Source organism: Chryseobacterium sp. ISL-6 (assembly GCF_018613715.1).
Taxonomy (GTDB): Bacteria; Bacteroidota; Bacteroidia; order Flavobacteriales; family Weeksellaceae; genus Chryseobacterium; species Chryseobacterium paludis.
This window is the reverse complement of the sequence record NZ_JAGGPT010000007.1, coordinates 171,179-193,886: the sequence shown is the minus strand read 5'-3', so window position 1 is coordinate 193,886 and position 22,708 is coordinate 171,179. Positions and strand designations below refer to the sequence as shown.

Here is a 22,708-nt window from a genome sequence, read left to right as displayed (position 1 = left end):
TTTTTTTAGATTTATTGAACATTGATCCATAAATCGGTCCCAACTGTAAAAGCTTCAGCAAAAAATGAATAAGTAACACCATTTAGTGTTCCTGAATCACTTATGTGTGGCTGTGCTCCTGTACAGTTTTGATAATATCCAACAGATCCGCTTAAAAGTGGAATGTTACCAGGATTCTGTGGATCTCTCAGCTGAAACTTCATATAAGCCCATCGTTCATTATATGCCATAGCTGGCGTAATGGAAGCGGCAGGTATTATGTTTCCATTAAACCAATTATCTATTGGATAGGGGTGTGCTGCAGCTGTAGTTGATGATTCAAAAGTTTTGTAATCTGTTAAACCTCCGGGAGGTAAAATGATACTTGGACCCTGCGCTTGAAAACCACCACCACATGTAGTTGGATTGACTGTGAATAATGTATAATGTAATTCTAATGTATGATTTGCTTTGTCATTAAATATATGTATATTTTCAGTACCATCAATTGGATTGTTTTGAGCAAAGATGGCTAGGCCTGAACTCAATCCAAGAATAATAGATATCTTTTTCATGTTTATTAGTTTTTAGAATTTTGTTTGATTTTGCTTAATTTTTCATTGTAGATCTTTACAGCCCAGGTTAAAATTTTGTCCCGATCTCCTTTTGTTGTGTTGGCGATTTCTTTTTCGTTCGGACCAGTAGATTTTATTAACTCCAAGGCTGATGGAATAAGAATATTCTTGCGTCTGTCATTAAGTTCAAGTGATTTTTTATTTCTTATTTCTTCAGGAGTCTCACGGTTTTCGGGGTTCGAAAGACTCTTGATAGATTTTTCAAAATCTAAAATTTCTTTACTTTTTGTGATTTCAATTGGATTAGGTACCGAGGTTTCTGTAGCACAAGAAACCAATGATGCTATGATGATAGCATAAAACAGTTTGATTTTCATATTAATGATATAATTAGTTTGAAACAAATATATTAATTTATATCATTATCTAGTGATAAAAAGTCAGTGTGCTGAGTGTTGTGTTGTGTATTTCATAAGTATAAAATCAATAGATAACGATAAAGGAATAGAAGATATTCTTATGAAAACGATCAAATATTTGTCACTCTATTGTACTAGGTTCTTAATGACAGGTGCGTTTTACTAAGGTGCAAAAATCTGCCTGATCTGCATAATCTGCAAGAAATCAAAATGAAAATCTTAGCTGAAAATATATTTCCAGTAAACCAAAATCCCAACAATAACCGAAACAATACTCATCAGGATAACAGCTCCCGCAGAAATATCCTTAATAAAACCTATTCTCTTGTCAAATTCAGGTTGAATAATGTCACAGATTCTTTCGATGGCTGTATTGAAAATTTCAGCAATTAAAACCCCGAAAGAAACAATAAGAATTAGAGTCGCATCAATGCCGGAAAGCTGAAAATAAAAGATAAGAATGAGGTTAACCAGAAGAGCAACACACTCGATTTGGAAATTTCTTTCTGTTTTTATCATCAAAAAAACACCTCGAAAAGCATTCTGGAAACTTTTATGAATAGGTGGTTTACGCATGATAAATAAGATTATGTACAAATATAATTAATTGCTTAAAGAAAATGCCTATCTTTAGTCCTTTATGATAGTTTTGCTATCAAAAAAATGTACCGGAAGTAGTTTTAAAAATCTTTTACTCGTTGTTAATAACTCTCAGAATTATATTTTTTAATCTATTTTCTATTTATTATATTTGTAAAAATTTATTTTTAAATCTATGAAATTTATTATTTCAAGTGGGGAACTGCAGAAGGCTTTGCAAACTGTAAGTGGCGTAATATCAAGTTCTCAATCGAGACCGATTTTAGAAAACTATCTTATCGAGTTAAACGAAACTCAAGTTACCATTACAGCATCTGATGGCGAAACAACTCTTGTAACTTCTTTGGAAGTGAAGTCTGATGATTCGGGTAAATTTGCTGTTCCTGCTAAAATTTTTCAAGATTTTATCAAAACGTATGGTGAACAACCTTTAACATTGTCTGTAAAAGATAATGCGGAAGGAACAGGCAGCCAACTGGAGATTTTGGATGAGAAAGATAATTTTGCGGTAGCATTGGATAATGCAGATGACTATCCTGAATTACCGGAATTTGATGCTTCTCAAAGTGTGACAATGTCTGCAGGAGTTTTATCTGAAGCACTTACCAATACGCTTTTTGCAACTAGTAACGATTCTCTTCGTCCTGTAATGACGGGAGTTCTTTTCCAGTTTGGAGAAAATGAAACAAATTTTGTTTCTACAGATTCTCACAGATTGGTTGTTTACAAAAGAATGGATCTGATGAATGCTGAACCAATGGAATTCATCATGCCTAAAAAACCTTTAAATATTTTCAAAAATATTTTAGCAAGTTCGAATGAAGATGTTACCATCGATTTCAATGAGAACATGGCTAAATTTACTTTTGGCAAACATATCTGGATCTGTAGATTGATCGATGGAAAATATCCTAACTATACAGCGGTAATTCCAAAAGAAAACCCGAATGTATTAACGATCAACAGAAACCTATTATTAGGTGCGATCAAAAGAGCATCAATTATGTCCAATAAATCAACTAATCAGGTTAGATTTAAATTGTCTGCAAACATTCTTCACCTTCACGCAGAAGATACAGAATATGCAAACAAGGCTGATATGCAGATTCCTTGTGATTACAATGGTGAAGATATCAACATCGGATTTAGCTCGAAGTTCTTAACTGAAATGTTAACGATTCTTGGTTCTGATGATATCACCATGAAAATGTCTCAACCAAATAGACCCGGAATTATTGAACCTCTGGATGGTCTTGAAGAAAACGAAAATATCTTAATGTTATCAATGCCAGTAATTGGGTTGTAAAATTAAGTTAAATGAAATAACAGAGGTTTTGAATTTTCAAGACCTCTTTTTTTGTTTTTACATTGAGTTGAGAAGTTAAAAATTTCGTTATTTCTTAAAAAAACACGACCTTTGTAAACGCAAAATTTGAAGTAAAGTTTTTCAAAATAATACGGATGAAACCGCTTAATGGTTGAGTCTGACTGATAAAAAATAGATTTAAGCAGATGAAAATATCAAATAACTGGCTGAGAGATTACATAAAAACGGAATTGAAAACTGAAAGAATCGGTGAATTCCTTACTGATATAGGTCTTGAGGTTGAAGGTATAGATAAATTTGAAAGTGTAAAAGGCAGTTTAGAGGGAATTGTTGTAGGTAAAGTTTTAACCTGTGAAAAACATCCAAATGCTGATAAACTAAAGAAAACAACTGTAGATATAGGAAACGGAAAAGTACTTAACATTGTTTGTGGTGCTCCCAATGTAGAAGCAGGACAAACAGTTCCTGTAGCAGTTGTTGGAACAAAAATCTATGATAAAACCGGAAACTTTTTTGAAATCAAAGAAGCAAAGATCAGAGGTGAAGTTTCTCAGGGGATGATTTGTGCTGAGGACGAATTAGGTCTTAGTGAGGATCATGGTGGAATAATGGTTTTAGATGAAACTCAATATGAAGTTGGGAAGAATTTTGCAGATTATTTTGAATTGACAAATGATGAGGTTATCGAAATTGGTTTAACACCAAACAGAACTGATGCAATGTCACATTATGGTGTTGCTAGAGATCTATACGCTTTTCTTTCAACCAATCAGCAAAAAGCACAGTTTGAAAAAGTAGCTTCTGAAGCATTAAATAATGAGGGATCTCACAGTTTTACTTTAGAAGTAGAAGATACTGAATTATGCCCAAGGTATATCGGAGCAGTTATTGAAGACGTAAAAGTAGCAGAGTCTCCGGCTTGGTTAAAAAACAGATTGAAAGCAATTGGTTTAAGTCCTATCAACAACATTGTAGATATTACAAACTATATTCTTCACGGATTCGGACAGCCACTCCATGCTTTTGATGCAGATAAAATAGCAGATAAAAAAGTAAAGGTTGGAACGGTAAAAAAAGGAACGAAGTTTACTACTTTAGATGGTGTTGAAAGAACTTTAAATGGTTCTGAAGTCATGATCAAAGATGGAAAAGATAAACCAATGTGTATTGCCGGAGTTTTCGGGGGTGCCAATTCTGGAGTTTCTAACGAAACAAAAACTATTTTCCTGGAAAGTGCTTATTTCAATCCGGTAGCAGTGAGAAAAGGAGCTAAGCTTCATGGTTTGAATACAGATGCATCTTTCAGATTCGAAAGAGGTGTAGATCCCAATATCACAAGAACAGCGATCACCCATGCGATCAAAATGATCCAGGAAATTGCTGAAGGAAAACTGGTAGGTGAACTATTGGAAGAATATCCGAAGAAAATTGAAGACAGTTACGTGATTATAAGATTTTCTAAAATTGAACAGATTTTAGGAACTAAAATCCATAGAGAGAAAGTAAAAGAGATTTTAAAAGCTCTTGAAATAAAGGTTTTAAATGAAATTCAGAATGGACTGGAGATCTCTGTTCCTGCTTACAGAGCGGATGTAACAAGAGAAATAGATGTTATTGAAGAGATCTTAAGAATCTACGGATACAACAAAATTGATGCTCCACAAAAGATCTCATTTACACCTGTTAAATTAAGTGCAAATGATCAGGATGAGTTGGAAAACAATTGGGCAAGAACTTTACAAAGTGTAGGTTTCAATGAAGTAATGAACAACTCATTAACTTCTGTAAAGGATGAAACTGATGCTGTGAAGTTATTGAATCCTTTAAGTGGTGATTTAGCATTTATGAGAAAATCTTTATTGGAAGGACTTCTTCAAAATGCCATCTATAACATCAACAGAAAAAATCAGAATATAAAGTTCTTTGAATTTGGAAAAATTTACCACAAAAGAGCTCAGTATGAAGAAAGAAAGCAACTGGCTATTCTGGTTTCCGGAAGAGATGTAGCAGAAAACTGGTTACAGCCGAAATCGGCAACAGATTTTTATAATTTGAAAGCATACGTAAAGGTATTATTAGAGAAATTGGCAATCGATTATAAAGAAGTTGCTTTATCTGATGAAAGATTCTCTGATGCATTAGCTTATGAAGCAGATGGGAAAATTTTAGTAAGAATCGGGAAGGTTTCTACAAATCTATTGAAAGATTTTGATATTGATCAGGATTGCTTCTATGCTGAAATAGAATTGGAATTGGCTCAGCAACTACGTTCTACAAACGAATTAAAGTTCAAAGATATTCCTAAATTCAATAAAATAAGAAGAGACTTAGCTTTGTTGATTGATAAAAATATTACTTATCAGGAATTATATCAAACAGCAAAAAAGAATAAATCTCCATTTATCAAGGATATTAATTTATTCGATGTATATGAAGGGAAAAACCTTCCTGAAGGAAAAAAATCGTATGCTATGAGCTTCGAATTGCTGAATGAAGGAAAAACTTTGGAAGAAAAAGAAATCTCAGAAGTAATGGATTCTTTAATTAAATCTTTCCAAAAAGAATTTAATGCGGAATTGAGATCATAAAAGAATATTATAAAAATAATATAGTAAAAAGACGGGTTAGCCCGTCTTTTTTGTTGCTAATTGCCATAGCTTTATACTAAATAATTTCACTAATATAAAGTTCTGCAGTATAATAAAATTCTTTGAAAAGCGTTTAAATAATATAATTTCCGTAAATTTGGTTAAATCAAAAAAGAAAAAAATGAAAAATCTTTTTTTAAGTATAAGTGCAGCCGTGATTTTGGCGTCGTGCGGAACTATGTCAAGCGCATCTGCTTCAAAAGTAGGGAAATCTCAACCGTCATTAGTGAATACGAAATGGACATTAGCAGATAATGTAAAAGGAAAAATTCCTACATTGAATATCGAAGGAGAAAAGATCAATGGAAATGCAGGATGCAACAATTATTTTGGAACAGTGAAGTTGGATACTTCTACAGGTAATTTTGCTGCGGGCCAAATGGGTTCTACAAAAATGGCTTGTGATAATATGAATGTAGAGCAGAACTTTATGGATATGATGGGGAAAGCTAACAAATATGTAATTTCCGGAACTACATTAGAACTATACAAAGACAATCTTTTATTATTGAAATTTAATAAATCAGAATAAAAAATAAAAGGAACTCAATTGAGTTCCTTTTTTATGCTTTAATGTTTTTTCTTATTCTTCCTCTTCTTCATCGTACTTAGCCAATTCTTCGTCACACCATTTGAATGCTGCTTCTACCACTTTAGTAGCTTCATCTGCCATGGTCTCTTCATCGTCGCCTTCCAAATCATCTAGCCACTCAACTTCTTCTTCCTCAACGTTTAAGATAAATCTTGGGTATTCAGTATGAACCACGAATAAATCCTCAGGAAATTCCGAATTATCTGCTAATAAAAACTTTGGTAATTTCATTTTTTTAATATTTTAACTTTCTCAAAGATAATAAAATTATTGATACTTGTTCTTGTCGATTCTAATTTTTTGTAAAACTTTATATCGCGTTAATGTGGTTTTTTGTAAGGTGTCTTTTGGCTTAAAAGTTAGACTTACATTAGGATTTACCGTGCTTATTAACTCCGCAATTTGTATTTTTTCCAGATCTTCTTCAGTTTCAATATAGAATTTAATAGGGATATTCTTTAAATTTTCGGATTGTAAAAACTGTTCTATATTCTTTCTGTTTTCAAGATAGTTTCCTTTCGAAAGCCAGGTGAAAAAGACACCAGATAATAAACTCAATGCTCCAATTACATATACTTTAATATCAAAAAGGCTAAATAATTTTTTGAAATATACCAACCAGATCGGAAAGCTGAATGGCGCAATTAATCTATAATCTAATGGATTTACAGAGTAAAAATATTGGACAAAATAAGAACATATAATACCTGAAATACCAATACCAATAAAGAAAAATTCCGTCTCTGAAAGTTTGCTTCTTACAAAGAGAAATACCATCAACAATATATTGAGAAGGCCAATTCCATAAATTGCATAATTTATCAATCCGCCACCCGGATCTGCCATATGAATAAACGGGTTGAAGGAGGTCGTAAGCCCTTGAAATAATTCTTTTAACAGTTGTGAAGTAGGATGTAATCCCATTTCCAGAAATTGATTGATATAGCTTTCATTAAAATAATCTAAAAATAGAAACTTATAGGCAACGATGAAAATACATCCTATCATTGCTGAGACTATAAATATTTTAGCATATTTTTTTTTCCAAACCATTAATCCAAAAAGTCCGGTTCCACCAATAATGAATAATGAACTGTAACGGATATTATATAGTGCTATTAAAGATAAAGAAAGGTAGAATATGGCTTTCCATTTCTTTAATTTTCCAATGATAATTAAATGAGCGGTGTATAAGAATAGAAATACGAAAGGAAGGATCAATGCTTCACTCATCGTATATGCATATATCGAAACAAAGCTGAACAAAGCACTGATAACAATGGATTCCTTAGGATAAAAATTCTTTTTCCAAGAAAAAATAACGATGAATAGGAAGGCCAGAATTCCAACAAGTTTACTGCTCCAGAATTCATCAAAACCAAAATAAGTAAAGAACTTAATACTTAAAGGATATCCCAATGGAGTGGTTGTATTATCAATTGTTGGAAACACATGTGCAAATCTCATGTAACGGATCGAGTCCGGATTTACCCTGCCTTTTTCGTTGAGTAAAAAACGTAAAATGGTCATCACTATAGTAATGATGACCAATGATATCTGAATATTTTTTTCTTTAATTTTCATTAAGCTGCAGGTCGTTGATTAACGATTATAAGTATTTTTAGCCATATCGCGATATAACGTACAACTTATGTATTTAAAACTATTTTAAAAACATTTTTGAAACCTTCTCTGCTTTTTTGCTTTCAGAATAATCATAGAACCCTTCACCGGATTTTACACCTAGTTTTCCTGCCATCACCATATTTACCAATAATGGATTTGGAGCATATTTAGGATTTTTAAAACCGTCATACATTACATTAAGAATTGCAAGACATACATCAAGACCAATAAAGTCTGCTAATTGGAGAGGACCCATTGGATGAGCCATTCCCAACTTCATTACGGTATCAATTTCTTCAACACCTGCAACACCATTATAAAGAGTTTCAATAGACTCATTGATCATTGGCATTAGAATTCTGTTGGCAACGAAACCAGGATAATCATTAACTTCCACAGGAACTTTTCCTAATGTTTTACTCATATCATAGATGATATCAAAAGTCTCTTTAGAAGTAGAATAGCCTTTGATAATTTCTACCAATTTCATAATAGGAACCGGATTCATAAAATGCATACCGATTACTTTATCAGCTCTTTTTGTTGCAGCTGCTATTTTTGTAATAGAAATAGAAGAAGTATTAGTTGCCAGAATACAGTTTTCAGGAGCAAATTCATCCATTTGTCCAAAGATCTTTAATTTCAGATCCTGATTCTCAGTAGCCGCTTCTACAATTAAATCTGCTGATCCAACAGCATTTTTAAGTTCAGTAAAAGTGGTTATATTTCCTAGAGTTTCTGCTTTTTGTTCTTCTGTAAGGTTGCCCTTTGCAATTATTCTGTCGAGGTTGGTGGTAATGGTTTTTAATCCTCTATCTAAAGCATCTTGAGATACATCTACCAGGTTTACCTTAAATCCGCTTTGCGCAAAAGTATGTGCAATACCATTTCCCATGGTTCCAGCTCCGATAACTACAACGTTTTTGATCATTTTTCCTTAAATTAAATTATTTTTTATAGATAGTTAAATTTCTTGAATTTGCTAAATCAGCTTTTGTAAGAATTTGTGTTTCATCAAAATTCACATTTCCTTCACTGCTTTTATTTTTTTTCATGTTTTGTAATGAAACAGCTGTTTTCAGACCTGATATAAAATTGCTTTTTTTAGTTTTTGATAAGGCATCAATTCCTATATATAGATTAAACTCGCCTTCTCTTCCTAAGCCACTTTGTCTGTATATTTCAAAGGGTTTGGTCTTGTTTTTTTTCTGAAATTGAGATATGTAATTGATAACAGGTTGTTCGGAAGGAGTTCCGCAACAAATACTTGCGTAACCTACTTGCAAATAGTTTTGATTCTTTTGTGAAAAAAAGAATGTAAAACAAAAAATGCTTAGAAGTATGGCCGTTTTTTTCATTTTAATACATTGAGTTAAGTTTAAGCAAAGTTTTCTACCGATTACCTGTAGTCTTTTTCTTTGTCCTAAAATTAAGCTTTAAAATTTACTTATTAAAATCATCCCAAACGGCCTTGGAAATATCCGAAACAATTTTGCAGTTTACAACATCTGTTTCAGTTGAGTTGCTTACAAATACAGCAATTGCATAATGCTTCCCATTAGATAATGTGATAATTCCCATATCATTTTCAGCACCAGTCAGTCCATTCTTATTTTTTCCCGAAGAACCCGTTTTATGAGCAATAGGGGTGTTTTTTGGAAGCTGTTCAATTAATTTATTCGTTCCCGTTTTTGTTCCAAGCATTACCTGCATCAGATAATCAGTAGATTTTTTAGAGAGTAGTTTTCCCTGATAGAACTTTTTTAAAACTTCTGCAACTGAATTGGTTGTACTATAATTTTCATATTGTGCATCCCAGCTTTTGTGCATTTCTTCCTCATTGAATTTGATCTGGAAATTTTTAACTCCTTTGGAATTCATAAATTTCTGAACAGTAGCGGTTCCACCAATTAAGCGCAAAAGGATATCACAGCCATTATTATCACTCTGAGCGACTGTAAAGTCGATAATTTCACTTAGTGGAAGTTCGATATTACCATTAGGATATTTCTCTCGTAATGGGGACCATGTATCATCAAGAAGGTCAGACTTTTTCACTAAGATTTTCTTGTGTAATGATAACTTTCCTTTATCTACAAAGTCCAAAACGGCACTGGCAATATGAAATTTGAAAACACTCTGCATTGGAAGTTTTTTCTCTCCGTTCTTATTATAGTTGAAGGGATCTTCAATTCCCAGGACAGAAACTCCTACTGTAGCATTTTTGTTATTAATAATCGAATTTATAGTTTGCTCCAGAGCTGTTGTTTGTGCAAAGGAAAATGCCGAAATAAAAAGAAATAATAAGCCTGCTTTTTTCATAGCAGTAAATTTAAAAAATAAATCCCTTTTAGAACTTAAAAAGGGATTTGTAATTTAATATAATTATTATTTCACTTCAAAATAGTTGAGATTTACACCATCATTTTCAAAAACGATCCTGATTTTGTTTTCACCTTTTTTCAGGTTGATACCTTTAGCTGAAATTGTTTTCCATTTATCTTTACCTTCTGTGGACGACAATGAAACACTTGCTAATTCGTTTCCAGATGCATCTGAGATTTTTATTTTAGATTCACTACCACTTGCATATCTGATGTCGAAAGTATAGCTTTTATCTGTTTTGCTATTGATGGTATATTGGATCCATTCTCCCTTTTCTGTCTTTCCTACATAGTATTGATTAGTGATTTTATCGTTACATGGATAAATATCAACCCCATCATTTCTCATTTGATGACCAGCATTCCATTCAGACCTTTTGGCAGGATCACTTACCCAGAGATTAACGAAATCATTGTCCATATACGCGGAACCCATCCTTCCTAAGTCATAATCTGTAGCAAAAACCCTTCCTGGTGCATTGTGATTTTTAAATGGTTTCGTAGAGTCATCCGTTGTCTGTCTGAACATAGCATCTACAACATCATTTTTAATTTCAGTATTATTGAATTTATAATTATCAGCAATCTTCATTAAAGCTTTTGTTGCCATTTCTTTTGATGGCTTTTCACCACCGTTTTTCCAATAATCCAGCAATTTCTGATATTCCGGAGTGATCTTTACATTGGCAATACCCGCTGTGTTGTCAATCTTTTTCATTGGCCAGAAAGCGTAGCCAATATTGTGTTTATTCATCAACTGTATCAACTCTGTAAACCACACATTAGAGTTTTCCCCTGTTTCACCTAACCAGATCGGTATATTGTGTTTTTCTCTTAGCTCGAGAATGCCTTTTATTGTGGCATCATCATTATTGTTCCAATATTTATGGAAGCTGAAAACCATATTGTTATCCCAAAGTGGTATCAATCCGTTGTAATTATTTCCCCAGCCATTTCCTTCAAGGATAATAATGTGCTTTTTGTCAACCTCCCGGATAGCGGTGGTAATATCCTTTTGTAATTTCCAGAGAGGAGCATTTGACATTTCATCCGTTCCATTTGGGTTTTTCCCCGTGAAGTTGATGTTTGGCTCGTTGATGAGATCATAACCTCCAATCCATGGCTCATCCTTATATCGTTCAGCAAGTTTTTTCCATAAGGCAATTGTTTTTTTCTGATTTTCTTCACTGTCCCAAAGTGAAGGTTTTGATTTGTCATTATCAGAAATATTCACATCGTTTCCTTGTCCTCCAGGTGCTGCATGAAGATCGAGGATAAGGTATATCTTATTGTCTGCACACCATTTTAATAAATCATCTGTCATTTTAAAACCTTCTTCTAACCATGTATTCTGGCCTTTTACTGACTCTTTTTCAATAGGTAAAGTATACAGATTGTAATGCATTGGAAGTCTGATAGAATTGAATCCTGATTTAGCAAGAAAATCAATATCTTGTTTTGTAATTCCATTCTTCAGATAAGCTTTGTAGAATTCATTCATTCCATCCTCTCCAATAAGCTCAGAAATCTTCTGTTTGATTTTATATTGTGGACCTGCAAAATCTGCTGTTTTAAGCATATAGCCTTCCTGCAACATCCATCCTCCTAAACCTAAGCCTTTAAGCTGGATATTCTCACCTTTGTCATTAACGATTTTTTGACCATTTGTTTTTAATAATTGCGATGTCCCAAATTGAGACAATAAAAGTGCGGATAGTAGGATGGTTCTTTTCATAGTTTGATTTTATAAGATTATGGGATTACTTTTAGAATTAAATGTTTAGTAATCACAAATATATTTAAAAATTATTGAATTAAAATTAAAATTCCTCTCTAAATAGGTGAACAATTTAAAGAGGAATAAATTTTATGCTGAATATTATTTGTAGATGATAATTATCATATTCAGAAATGAAGTATTAGGATCTTCTGAAAACTACAATCTATATAATCTAGCTGATCAGTTTCATAATTTCCAAAGCGATTTTCAAAGCTTCAGTTCCATCTTCCAATGATACTTCTACATTTTTATTTTGTGTAATAGAATCTGCAAACGAATTTAATTCATCAAGGATAGCATTATTGGGCTGGATGTTTGGATACTCAAATAAAATCTGATTTTTTTCTCCATCAGCATTTTCAATGATCATATCAAATGGAGTAGGTACTTCAGGAGCATCTTTCATGCGGATCACCTCTGCTTTTTTCTCAAGGAAGTCAACGGAGATATAAGCATCTTTCTGGAAGAAACGACTTTTTCTCATCGCCTTCATAGAGATTCTCGAAGTCGTAAGATTGGCAACACATCCATTTTCAAATTCTATTCGTGCATTTGCAATATCCGGAGTTTTACTTACCACACAAACGCCACTGGCATGAATGACCTTTACTTTAGATTTAACCATGCTCAATAAAATATCCAGATCATGGATCATTAGATCCAATACAACAGAAACATCCGTTCCACGAGGATTAAACTCTGCTAATCGGTGGATTTCAATAAACATTGGGTTTTTGATGTATTCTTTAGTTGCCATAAAAGCAGGATTGTATCTCTCAACGTGTCCTACCTGGGCTTTAATCCCATTTTCACGACATTTATAAAGGATTTCTTCTGCTTGCTGAAGCGTTTGGGTAACAGGTTTTTCAATGAAAAAATGCAGTCGCTTTTCGATCGCTTTCAGAGCGTAATCATAATGATAAACCGTTGGTGTTACAATATCCAGCATATCAATCTGGTCCAATAGATCATCAAAATTTTCGAAATATTTGTAACCGAATTCGGCTTCTAATTTTTTTCCGTTTTCTACATCTTTGTCGTGGAAACCTACAAAATCATACCTATCTGATTGATTGAGAAGTTTTAAGTGTATTTTTCCCAAATGTCCGGCACCTACCAAACCTGCTTTCAACATAGCTTTTTTAATTTTTGTAAAGATATAAATTAGGTACGAGATTTTAGATATAAACACTTTTGACTTTAATCAGCAAAAATTCCTGCTGTTTCCTGAAATCTAAAATCTAATCCTTATTTTTGTGATAAACTAGTACCTGCAACCTAATAACTACTATCTAATGACGCAAGATTCGTTTGTACATAAAGGAAAAAGAAAAATCTTAGTTGAATACCTTCAGCAAAGAATTGGGATTACGGATAAGAATGTACTTTCGGCAATGAATGAAGTTCCGAGACATCTTTTTATAGAAAGTATTTTTGAAGATTTTGCCTATGAAGACCGTGCTTTTCCAATTCTCGCACATCAAACTATTTCTCATCCTTCAACAGTTGCTGAGCAATCAGAACTTTTACAGGTGACACCGGGAGAAAAAATACTTGAAATCGGAACAGGGTGTGGATATCAAACTGCTGTTTTATTGGCTATGAAAGGTTTGGTATACACTGTTGAAAGACAGAAGGATTTATTTGATTTTTCGAAGAAAAAATTTAGAGAGCTTCATCTTTTTCCAAAATTTCAAAGCTTTGGTGACGGTTTTGCCGGACTACCAACGTTTGCCCCTTTTGATAAGATCATTGTTACTTGTGGAGCATCCGTCTTACCAACAGAATTGTTGAAACAGTTAAAAGTAGGTGGGAAAATGGTTATTCCTTTGGGTCCAACCGATGAACAGGTTTTATATAGGTTCACAAAAATTTCTCCGACTGAAATTGAAAAAGAGGAATTCGGAGCATATAAATTTGTTCCAATGCTTAATAATACCAATACATAAATATGATACATCCTGATATTACAGATTATAATAATACACAGTCGAAGTCAGATCAGGAAATCTGTATACAGCTATCTCTTATTATTGATGCTGAATTACAGGATGCAGAAAATAAAATCTGGCATAGGCATCCTGTATGGTTTCTGGATGGAAATCCTATTGTGGGATATAGTAAATTAAAAAATTCTGTGCGTCTGCTATTTTGGAGTGGACAGTCCTTTGGTGAGGAAGGTCTAAAAATAGAAGGAACTTTTAAGGCAGCAGAGAAAAGATATACTTCCAAACAGGAAATCAGTGAAGATGATTTGAAAAGATGGCTTGAAAAATCTCGACAAATCCAATGGGATTATAAAAATATTGTTAAAAGAAAAGGAGAATTGATTCGGTTAAAATAAACTGTAATTTTGATTTAAAATTTCAATAATCCTTTTCTTAAAGGAGATCACCAAAATTGTTCATTAAAAATAATATTACGAAGGTGTTTTTCGGAATAGAAATTGAAGTATTCTTATGACGAAATCACTTAAATCTTATTATTATGGACACAAACAGATTTAAATCATCACACGATTTTAGTAATATCCAGAAAAATATCTCCAATAATCCAGGATATAGTCTTGATGGATATGCTCAGCAGGCAAAGGATTATGTAAATGATATGAAAAGCAAAAATCAGGAAACTACAAAGAGTTTTATGAACCACACGCAAAAATCAGCTAAGGATATTTGGAATGAGATTCAGGAAATGACTTCCGGGGACTGGGATAAGAATAAAGAACAATCAGAAGATAAGTAATAATTTTTAAATAATAAAGTTATGGCCTCACTTATATAAGGAGTGAGGTTTTTTATTTAAAAAATGTATAAATATTAAACAATGAAAGTATTCATTAATAAAAGAATTCCGGAAATTGGAATAAAAATGCTTGAAGATGCAGGATTAGAAATAACTATACCTGAAAATGATAACTTATCTCATGAAGAGTGGCTTAGCTATTGTAAAGATACAGATGCTATTTTAAATGTAGGAAATCATTCATTTGATAAAGATTTTTTTGAACAATGTCCAAATGTAAAAGCAATTGCTCTATATTCTGTAGGTTTTGATCATGTAAATATAAAGGAAGCTAATCATAGAAATATACCTATTGGAAATACACCAGATGTATTAAGTAAGGCGACTTCCGATGTTGCTTTTTTATTGATGCAATCGGTAGCAAGAAGAGCCAGCTATAATTTTCAGAAAGTAAAAGAAGGAAATTGGGGTGATTTTGATCCTTTACATGCTTTAGGTCAGGAATTGTACGGGAAAACTTTAGGTATTTTCGGATTGGGACGAATAGGTTTTGAAATGGCAAAGAAGTCTCTGAAAGCTTTCGATATGAATATCATTTATCATAATAGAAGTCATAATGAAGAAGCTGAGAAAGAATTGAATGCAAAATACGTTTCTTTTGATGAGCTGGTTGAACAAGCCGATGTTTTAAGCATTCATGCTAATTTTGTACCTGAGCAGAAAGATCTTTTTAATAACCTGGTTTTTGAGAGGATGAAACCTAATGCTATCTTCATTAATACAGCCAGAGGTGGTTTTCATAATCAAACAGATTTATATGAAGCATTAGTTTCAAGGAAAATCTGGGGGGCTGGTTTAGATGTTACCAATCCGGAACCAATTCTAAAAGATGACCCTATATTAGGATTATCTAATGTTTGTATACTTCCACACATTGGTTCAGCAACAATTGAGGCCAGAAACGGAATGGCAAAAGTTGCCGCGGAAAATATCATTGCATTTTCAAAAGGGGAGAAGATGATTCATTGTGTGAATCCTGAAGTTTACCATAATTAAATGAAACTTGGAATTATTTTTGTTCTATAACATATAACTTTAAATACTAATAGTATGATACCAGAAGACAACATCAACGAGCAAAATAGAAAGTTAAGAGAAATGGATTATAATCCTAATGAAGACTTTTTTAATAAAGAAAAACATATTCCGTTGGATGGGGATGGAAATCCAATAATCGATGAAAATGCGGAAGATTATGATATGGATCTTGATGTTCCCGGTGCAGATGAAGATGATGATATGGAGGAAATCGGCTCAGAAGATGAAGAGAATAATTATTGGAGTACCAGTGATAATGATGATGATCATGAAGAAGAAAATGATGATGTACTTACATAAAACCAGCCTTACTCAATTGAGTAAGGTTTTTTATTTGCTCAATCCTGGGTTTTTAATTCTTAACTTAGAAGATGGAAAATTCTGGTCTTTTGAAATACCTGTCAAGTGAACGAGAAGCTGTGACATCCATATAAAAACATAACATGAATCAAATTCTTACACATATCAATGAAATCCCTATTCAGATAAATTTCGTTGATAATTTACCCTATAATCCAAAACTGAAAGTTCTCCTAAAAAATAAGCGCAAAACAGGGATGTTAAGTGAAGTGCTTTTCTGGATGCTGGTTCGTGCCAGATCATTTCATAAAATTGACTTTGATAAACAAAAAATCATTGGAAATTATATTGTAGATTTTTATGTGAATAATTTAGGCCTGGTTGTAGAAATTGAAGATTCAAAACAAGGTTATGATAGTATAAGACAAGAATTTTTAGAATCATTAGGATTAAAAGTTTTTAGAATTACGGACTTAGCCATCAAAAATAACCTTACTGTTGTAATGGGAGAATTAGAAAGTTTTATTATTCTGCATTTTGGATCTGTACCAGCCTCTGAAATCTAATTAATTTTGAGATCCATACCAGTAAAAGGGGGGAATTTTTTATGTTTTCTTTGCATTATATTTTCTAATTTGAATATCTTTAAAACTTTGAATTTTAAACGAAGAACTTTAATATAAATATGACTTTCCAAGAACAAATACAACAAGGTATTCCTAACCAGTTGCCGCAACCCAAACCATACGAAACTAATATTAATCATGCACCAAAACGTAAAGAAATTCTAGGTGAAGAAGAGAAAAAACTTGCCTTGAAGAATGCTTTACGTTATTTCGAACCGAAGTTTCATGCAGAGTTAATACCAGAATTTAAAGAAGAGCTTGAAAAATACGGTAGAATCTATATGTATCGTTTTCGCCCGGATTATGAAATGAAAGCTCGCTCAATATCAGAGTATCCTGGAAGATCTGAGCAGGCAAAATCTATTATGCTCATGATTCAAAATAATCTGGATTATGCCGTGGCGCAGCATCCTCATGAATTAATTACATATGGTGGAAATGGAGCTGTTTTCCAAAACTGGGCTCAGTATCTTTTGACGATGAAATATTTGTCTGAGATGACAGATGAGCAGACTTTGACCATGTACTCAGGGCATCCAATGGGATTATTTCCTTCTCACAAAGATGCACCAAGGGTCGTGGTAACCAATGGAATGGTTATTCCTAATTATTCAAAACCTGACGATTGGGAAAAGTTCAATGCATTGGGGGTTTCTCAATATGGACAAATGACTGCCGGAAGCTATATGTATATCGGACCACAAGGTATTGTTCATGGAACAACGATTACGGTGCTGAATGCTTTCAGAAAAATTAAAAAAGAAACTCAGGGTGGTTTATTCGTGACTTCTGGATTGGGAGGAATGAGTGGAGCGCAACCAAAAGCAGGGAATATTGCCGGTTGCATTACCGTATGTGCTGAGGTTAATCCTAAGATCACGAAAATCCGTCACGATCAAAAATGGGTGAACGAAATTCATGAAAATCTTGATGAATTGGTAGCCAGAATAAGAAAAGCTCAGGAAGATAAGGAAACTGTTTCTTTAGCTTATTTAGGAAATATCGTTGAAGTATGGGAGAAATTTGATCAGGAAAATTTAAGAATCGACATCGGTTCAGACCAGACTTCACTTCACAATCCTTGGGCCGGAGGTTATTACCCTGTCGGACAAAGTTTCGAAGAATCTAATACTATGATGGCTGAGAATCCTGAATTATTCAAAGAAAAAGTTCAGGAAACTTTAAGGAGACATGCTGCAGCTATTAATAAACATACTGAAAAAGGAACTTATTTCTTCGATTATGGAAATGCCTTTTTATTAGAAGCTTCCAGAGCGGGGGCAGATGTAATGGCGGAAAATCCTACTTTGGGGAGGGAGTTTAAATTCCCAAGTTATGTCCAGGATATTATGGGGCCTATGTGTTTTGATTATGGTTTTGGACCATTCCGTTGGGTATGTACAAGTGGAAAGCCTGAAGATTTACATAAGACAGATACTATTGCCTGCCAGATTCTGGAAGAGATACAGCAAGGTTCTCCGGAAGAAATTCAGCAGCAGATGAAAGATAATATTCAATGGATCAAAGGAGCTCAGGAAAATAAACTGGTTGTTGGCTCTCAGGCTAGAATTCTTTACGCCGATGCAGAGGGAAGAATGAAAATTGCAGAAGCATTCAACAAAGCTATTAAAAGTGGTGAAATCGGACCTGTAGTATTGGGAAGAGATCATCATGATGTATCGGGAACAGATTCTCCTTACAGAGAAACCTCGAATATTTATGACGGATCAAGATTTACAGCTGATATGGCAATTCATAATGTAATTGGTGACAGTTTCCGTGGTGCAACCTGGGTTTCTATTCACAATGGTGGTGGAGTTGGTTGGGGAGAAGTGATCAATGGTGGTTTCGGAATGTTGTTGGATGGGAGTGATGAGGCTGACAGAAGATTGAAATCTATGCTCTTCTGGGATGTTAATAACGGTATTTCAAGAAGAAGCTGGGCAAGAAATGAAGGAGCAATCTTCGCTATAAAGAGAGCTATGGAAGTAGAGCCAAACTTAAAAGTAACGCTTCCTAATATGGTTGATGATAATTTATTATAATTTTGTAAAAAATATTCAATAAAAAGCTTTGCTTGTTGCAAAGTTTTTTTATTTTTATACAAAACAATAGAATAATGAAAATTTCGGCACCGAAACCTAGCTGTCAATGGCGGAGTGATGTAACTCGTAATCAGAAAGGCCAATTGAGCCTTGTCTATCATGGAGATTTTAGCTTTATAAACTTTTCACAAAAGACCGTTTAATTTTAAAATAAGCCTTTGAAAAGATATATTGCAAAATTCGAAAAGAGACAATTAACCCTGTTTTCAGAAAGTAATTCAGAAATAGGAAAAATTGTGGAGGTGAATAAAATTATCCCCTGGAAGAAATACATTATGTGTGACTCCAAACGATATGATATCAAAAATGTAGGTTTTCTATGGAATGACATAGAACTTTCAGACGGTAGAAAAGTGATCTACTACACAGATTTTGGTAAAGACAGGATTGTGAAAACAGGCGATAATACGAAGGTTTGTCACTTTAAATTTGGTAAAGGAATGCAACTGTTCGAACATAAAAAATTGCTGATAGATATCCAAACGCATAAAAAATGGTTTAAAAATCCTTTTTTTAGTATTGAAATGGATGATTCTGTAGATGATGCTTTAGCCTTATTATTCCTGCATTATTCCAGCAAAGAATTTAATGGAATAGGATGTGATGGAGATTAGATATGAATAAAAAGCTCCAGCGATTGAAAATCGCTGGAGCTTTTTTTAAACTATTCTAAGAATAGAAGCTTAATTTTTTATGGCTTTAATCGCTGCTTCATAATTAGGTTCATGTGAAATGTCTGCAACCTGCTCTTCATAAACAATTTTTCCCGAAGGGTCGATCACAACAACAGCTCTGCTCAAAAGACCTTTCATCATGGAATCTGTAATTTCTACACCATAGGTTTTCCCAAAGTCAGAACGGAAGTCTGAAAGCATCACTACATTTTTTATGCCTTCAGCACCACAAAATCTTTTCTGTGCGAAAGGTAGATCTTTAGAAATACAAAGAACCACTGTGTTTGGAAGATTGGCCGCATCTTCATTGAAATGACGGACAGAAGCTGAGCAGACACCTGTATCTACACTTGGAAAAATATTAAGAATTAAGAATTTTCCTTTGTAAGAATCTAGTGTTTGATCTTTCATAGCAACATCTGCAAGCGTAAATTTCGGAGCCGCTTTATCTACGGCCGGTAATTTCGAGTAAGTATGTACTGGTTTTCCTCCCATCATAATCGTATTTTCCGCTTTAGTATTTTGAGCGAAATGAGATACAGAGAAAAATAATAATGCGCTGAAAATTAATTTTGAAAACATTGAATTTTATTTTTAACAAAATTATTCTTTTTTTAGATTCAAATATTAATTTTAATTCAAACAGTCTTTAAATAGACCGAATCTATTAATCACCTATTTTTATAATCAATTGTAACGTCTACCTTTATTCTATCAAAAGTCGACACTTAATTATTAAAAAGATAAAAAATATGGATTCAGTACATAACTCATCCCTTCACGAGATTTTTAAAAGCGAAAACGAAATACCTGAAGAATTTAAAATTCAGGAAATTCACCAGCGGACCTATCTTCTTAATGGTGAATTGGTAGAATGGAAAGGGGAGGTCATGAATATCTACTCACCGGTATGTATACGTACAGAAAACGGGCTTGAAAGAAAGCTGTTGGGAAGTATTCCAAACATCAGTCCGGCAGATGCAATGGAAGTTCTTGAAGCCTCGGTAAAAGCGTATGATAACGGACTGGGTGAGTGGCCGACAATGTCGGTGGAAGGACGTATAAAATGTATGCAAAAATTTGTGTACTTAATGATCCAGCAACGTGACCTGGTCATTAAACTGCTAATGTGGGAAATTGGAAAAACATTGGCGGATTCCACAAAAGAATTTGATCGTACGGTAGATTATATCAACCAGACCATTGATGCACTAAAAGATCTGGATCGTGAATCTTCACGTTTTCAACAAGCCGAAGGAACGATTGCTCAGATTCGCAGAGCTCCACTGGGAGTTGTTTTAAGCATGGGGCCATTTAATTATCCATTAAACGAGATATTTACGACGTTGATCCCGGCTTTAATTATGGGAAATACAATTTTATTTAAACTTCCTAAACATGGTGTTTTGGCTCATTATCCTTTACTAAACGCTTTTAAAGAAGCTTTTCCAAAAGGAACTGTAAATACACTTTATGGTAAAGGTTCGGAAATTATTACACCGATCATGGAAAGTGGAAAAGTAAATGTACTGGCCTTTATCGGATCCAGTAAGGTAGCTAATGGATTGAAAAAGCTGCATCCAAAAGTAAACAGGTTACGGGCTATTTTAAGTTTAGATGCAAAAAATGCAGCGATCATCACTAAGAATGCAGATCTTGATGTAGCAGTAAGCGAATGTATTTTAGGAGCACTTTCCTTTAATGGACAACGATGTACAGCACTAAAACTGTTATTTGTACAAAGAGAAGTAGCAGCTGAATTTACTGATAAGCTGAACAAAGCAGTATCTGCCTTAAAACCAGGATTACCTTGGGAAAAAGACGTGAAAATAACACCTCTTCCAGAAGTTAATAAACCGCCTTATCTGAAAGAATGTATTGATGATGCAATTGCTCATGGTGCTAAAGTTTTAAATGAGAATGGTGGCTATAATGAAGCTTCTTTTGTTTTTCCAGCAGTTGTGTATCCTGTTACCAGTGAAATGAAACTGTATCATGAGGAGCAGTTTGGTCCTGTAATTCCAGTTGTTCCCTTTGACAGTATCGACGAGCCTATCGACTATCAAGTGAATGCATCTCATGGAATGCAGGTAAGTATTTTCAGTCAGGATCCACATGAAGTATCAAAACTCATCGATCCTTTTGTTAATCTTGTAAGCCGTGTCAATATCAATTGTCAGGCACAGCGTGGTCCGGATGTTTTCCCATTTACAGGAAGAAAGGATAGTGCTGAAGGAACGCTTTCCGTATTTGATGCCCTTCGTTCTTTTTCCATAAGATCTTTAGTAGCAGCCAAACTTACGGAATCCAATAAAGAATTGTTGAACACAATCGTAAGAGACCATGACTCCAATTTCTTAAGTACAGATTATATCTTCTAAAGATTAGTAATAAATTCAAAATAAAAACCGTACTAAATCTAAACTTAGTACGGTTTTTCTATAATTTAATCTCAAATTTCAGAACTTGAATTACGCAATCGGAGCGCCAGTTCAAACTAAAACCCCACCACCATCTGCAACAATCGTATTTCCTGTTCCAAAACTTTGCTCCATCAGATAAATATAAGCAAGAGCAATGTCCTCAGGAATTGCGACTTTTTTCACCAATAAACTGTCTGCATATTGTTGATACATCTCCTCACGGGCTTCTTTCGGAATAGCTCCCCATAAGTCTGTTTTTACAATACCTGGAGATACAACATTAACCCTTATTGGAGCTAGTTCAACTGCCATAGCTCTGGTAAAACCTTCCATAGCTGAGGTAATGCTGGCTGCAATTCCCCAACCCTTTCCAGGGCGGTTACCCGCAATTCCGCTTGTTAAAACGATTGAACCTCCGGCATTTATTTTTGATGAGCCATATTTTACAGCTGCCAAAGCACCCCAATACCGAATTGTAAAGAATTTTTGTGCTTCTGAAAGTGAAGTTTCTTCAATATTCGTTAATTGAAGATTCTCACCTGCAGTATATACAAGATGATCAAAGGAAGTTTGATTCGTGAAGAAATTCTGGATATTTTCTTCTTTACTCAAGTCAACGGATTGACCTGTTGCATTTTCAGGTAACTGGGCTAATGCTGAATCAATACGATGTTGATTAGAAGCGACAATAGTAATTATAGCTCCTTTTTCGGCCGCTGCTTTTGCTGTTGCAAGACCTATTCCTGCACTGCCGCCCATTAGTATTACATGTTTTCCATCTAAAGAATTTGTTGTTGGTATCATTAC

Annotated in this window: 24 protein-coding genes; 12 read left to right on the top strand and 12 right to left on the bottom strand. The window is 33.9% G+C overall.

Annotated features, from left to right (window positions below; translation table 11 throughout):
- Positions 1 to 11: 11 nt before the first annotated feature.
- The 3 genes from J7E44_RS16600 to J7E44_RS16590 form a co-directional block, all read right to left on the bottom strand.
- Positions 12 to 554, bottom strand: coding sequence for a hypothetical protein (locus J7E44_RS16600; protein ID WP_214831528.1), 543 nt, complete (start codon positions 552 to 554; stop codon positions 12 to 14).
- Between the two features lie 5 nt (positions 555 to 559).
- Positions 560 to 931 carry a hypothetical protein gene (locus J7E44_RS16595; RefSeq protein ID WP_214831527.1) on the bottom strand — a complete coding sequence of 124 codons (372 nt, stop codon included), beginning with the start codon at positions 929 to 931 and terminating at the stop codon, positions 560 to 562.
- Positions 932 to 1,192: 261 nt separating this feature from the next.
- A complete protein-coding gene (locus J7E44_RS16590; protein ID WP_214831526.1) occupies positions 1,193 to 1,549 on the bottom strand; it encodes a diacylglycerol kinase family protein in 357 nt (118 codons plus the stop codon).
- A 199-nt stretch (positions 1,550 to 1,748) separates the two neighbouring features.
- Between J7E44_RS16590 and dnaN the strand changes: the two genes are divergently transcribed.
- The 3 genes from dnaN (at position 1,749) to J7E44_RS16575 (ending at position 6,080) form a co-directional block, all read left to right on the top strand.
- Positions 1,749 to 2,879 (top strand): DNA polymerase III subunit beta, encoded by a 1,131-nt coding sequence (gene dnaN, locus J7E44_RS16585; RefSeq protein ID WP_089026989.1) that lies wholly within the window; start codon positions 1,749 to 1,751, stop codon positions 2,877 to 2,879.
- Positions 2,880 to 3,085: 206 nt separating this feature from the next.
- Positions 3,086 to 5,488, top strand: a complete 2,403-nt coding sequence (gene pheT, locus J7E44_RS16580; RefSeq protein ID WP_214831525.1) for a phenylalanine--tRNA ligase subunit beta — start codon at positions 3,086 to 3,088, stop codon at positions 5,486 to 5,488.
- A gap of 181 nt (positions 5,489 to 5,669) precedes the next feature.
- Positions 5,670 to 6,080: an META domain-containing protein gene (locus J7E44_RS16575; RefSeq protein WP_214831524.1), complete on the top strand. Its 411-nt coding sequence runs from the start codon at positions 5,670 to 5,672 to the stop codon at positions 6,078 to 6,080.
- A gap of 51 nt (positions 6,081 to 6,131) precedes the next feature.
- Here J7E44_RS16575 and J7E44_RS16570 read toward each other — a convergent pair whose 3' ends face one another.
- The 7 genes from J7E44_RS16570 to J7E44_RS16540 form a co-directional block, all read right to left on the bottom strand.
- Complete coding sequence (locus J7E44_RS16570; RefSeq protein WP_007845674.1) at positions 6,132 to 6,371, bottom strand: DUF8828 family protein; 240 nt, start codon at positions 6,369 to 6,371, stop codon at positions 6,132 to 6,134.
- A 36-nt stretch (positions 6,372 to 6,407) separates the two neighbouring features.
- Positions 6,408 to 7,724: a hypothetical protein gene (locus tag J7E44_RS16565; RefSeq protein ID WP_214831523.1), complete on the bottom strand. Its 1,317-nt coding sequence runs from the start codon at positions 7,722 to 7,724 to the stop codon at positions 6,408 to 6,410.
- Between the two features lie 79 nt (positions 7,725 to 7,803).
- Positions 7,804 to 8,694, bottom strand: a complete 891-nt coding sequence (locus J7E44_RS16560; protein WP_214831700.1) for a 3-hydroxybutyryl-CoA dehydrogenase — start codon at positions 8,692 to 8,694, stop codon at positions 7,804 to 7,806.
- A gap of 19 nt (positions 8,695 to 8,713) precedes the next feature.
- Positions 8,714 to 9,124 (bottom strand): hypothetical protein, encoded by a 411-nt coding sequence (locus tag J7E44_RS16555; RefSeq protein WP_214831522.1) that lies wholly within the window; start codon positions 9,122 to 9,124, stop codon positions 8,714 to 8,716.
- 85 nt (positions 9,125 to 9,209) lie between these two features.
- Positions 9,210 to 10,088 (bottom strand): CGA/CIA family class A beta-lactamase, encoded by an 879-nt coding sequence (gene bla-A, locus J7E44_RS16550; RefSeq protein WP_214831521.1) that lies wholly within the window; start codon positions 10,086 to 10,088, stop codon positions 9,210 to 9,212.
- Between the two features lie 66 nt (positions 10,089 to 10,154).
- Positions 10,155 to 11,885, bottom strand: coding sequence for a cellulase family glycosylhydrolase (locus J7E44_RS16545; protein ID WP_214831520.1), 1,731 nt, complete (start codon positions 11,883 to 11,885; stop codon positions 10,155 to 10,157).
- Positions 11,886 to 12,102: 217 nt separating this feature from the next.
- Positions 12,103 to 13,065 carry a Gfo/Idh/MocA family protein gene (locus tag J7E44_RS16540; RefSeq protein ID WP_214831519.1) on the bottom strand — a complete coding sequence of 321 codons (963 nt, stop codon included), beginning with the start codon at positions 13,063 to 13,065 and terminating at the stop codon, positions 12,103 to 12,105.
- 160 nt (positions 13,066 to 13,225) lie between these two features.
- Between J7E44_RS16540 and J7E44_RS16535 the strand changes: the two genes are divergently transcribed.
- From J7E44_RS16535 to J7E44_RS16500, 8 genes are all read left to right on the top strand, one after another.
- Positions 13,226 to 13,879 (top strand): protein-L-isoaspartate(D-aspartate) O-methyltransferase, encoded by a 654-nt coding sequence (locus J7E44_RS16535; RefSeq protein WP_214831518.1) that lies wholly within the window; start codon positions 13,226 to 13,228, stop codon positions 13,877 to 13,879.
- 2 nt (positions 13,880 to 13,881) lie between these two features.
- Positions 13,882 to 14,274 (top strand): DUF1801 domain-containing protein, encoded by a 393-nt coding sequence (locus J7E44_RS16530; RefSeq protein WP_214831517.1) that lies wholly within the window; start codon positions 13,882 to 13,884, stop codon positions 14,272 to 14,274.
- Between the two features lie 143 nt (positions 14,275 to 14,417).
- Entirely contained in the window at positions 14,418 to 14,675 is a 258-nt protein-coding gene (locus J7E44_RS16525) for a prevent-host-death protein (protein ID WP_214831516.1), read from the top strand.
- Between the two features lie 81 nt (positions 14,676 to 14,756).
- Complete coding sequence (locus J7E44_RS16520; protein ID WP_214831515.1) at positions 14,757 to 15,731, top strand: 2-hydroxyacid dehydrogenase; 975 nt, start codon at positions 14,757 to 14,759, stop codon at positions 15,729 to 15,731.
- A 54-nt stretch (positions 15,732 to 15,785) separates the two neighbouring features.
- Positions 15,786 to 16,073 (top strand): hypothetical protein, encoded by a 288-nt coding sequence (locus J7E44_RS16515; protein WP_214831514.1) that lies wholly within the window; start codon positions 15,786 to 15,788, stop codon positions 16,071 to 16,073.
- Positions 16,074 to 16,216: 143 nt separating this feature from the next.
- Complete coding sequence (locus J7E44_RS16510; RefSeq protein WP_214831513.1) at positions 16,217 to 16,639, top strand: endonuclease domain-containing protein; 423 nt, start codon at positions 16,217 to 16,219, stop codon at positions 16,637 to 16,639.
- A 119-nt stretch (positions 16,640 to 16,758) separates the two neighbouring features.
- Positions 16,759 to 18,744: a urocanate hydratase gene (gene hutU / locus J7E44_RS16505; protein WP_214831512.1), complete on the top strand. Its 1,986-nt coding sequence runs from the start codon at positions 16,759 to 16,761 to the stop codon at positions 18,742 to 18,744.
- 218 nt (positions 18,745 to 18,962) lie between these two features.
- Positions 18,963 to 19,418: a hypothetical protein gene (locus tag J7E44_RS16500; RefSeq protein WP_214831511.1), complete on the top strand. Its 456-nt coding sequence runs from the start codon at positions 18,963 to 18,965 to the stop codon at positions 19,416 to 19,418.
- Positions 19,419 to 19,487: 69 nt separating this feature from the next.
- Here the strand turns inward: J7E44_RS16500 and tpx are convergent, their stop codons facing one another.
- Positions 19,488 to 20,060, bottom strand: a complete 573-nt coding sequence (gene tpx, locus J7E44_RS16495) for a thiol peroxidase (protein WP_214831510.1) — start codon at positions 20,058 to 20,060, stop codon at positions 19,488 to 19,490.
- Positions 20,061 to 20,230: 170 nt separating this feature from the next.
- Between tpx and J7E44_RS16490 the strand changes: the two genes are divergently transcribed.
- Positions 20,231 to 21,859, top strand: a complete 1,629-nt coding sequence (locus tag J7E44_RS16490; protein ID WP_214831509.1) for an NADP-dependent glyceraldehyde-3-phosphate dehydrogenase — start codon at positions 20,231 to 20,233, stop codon at positions 21,857 to 21,859.
- Positions 21,860 to 21,970: 111 nt separating this feature from the next.
- Here the strand turns inward: J7E44_RS16490 and J7E44_RS16485 are convergent, their stop codons facing one another.
- A complete protein-coding gene (locus tag J7E44_RS16485; RefSeq protein ID WP_214831508.1) occupies positions 21,971 to 22,705 on the bottom strand; it encodes an SDR family oxidoreductase in 735 nt (244 codons plus the stop codon).
- Between the last annotated feature and the right edge of the window lie 3 nt (positions 22,706 to 22,708).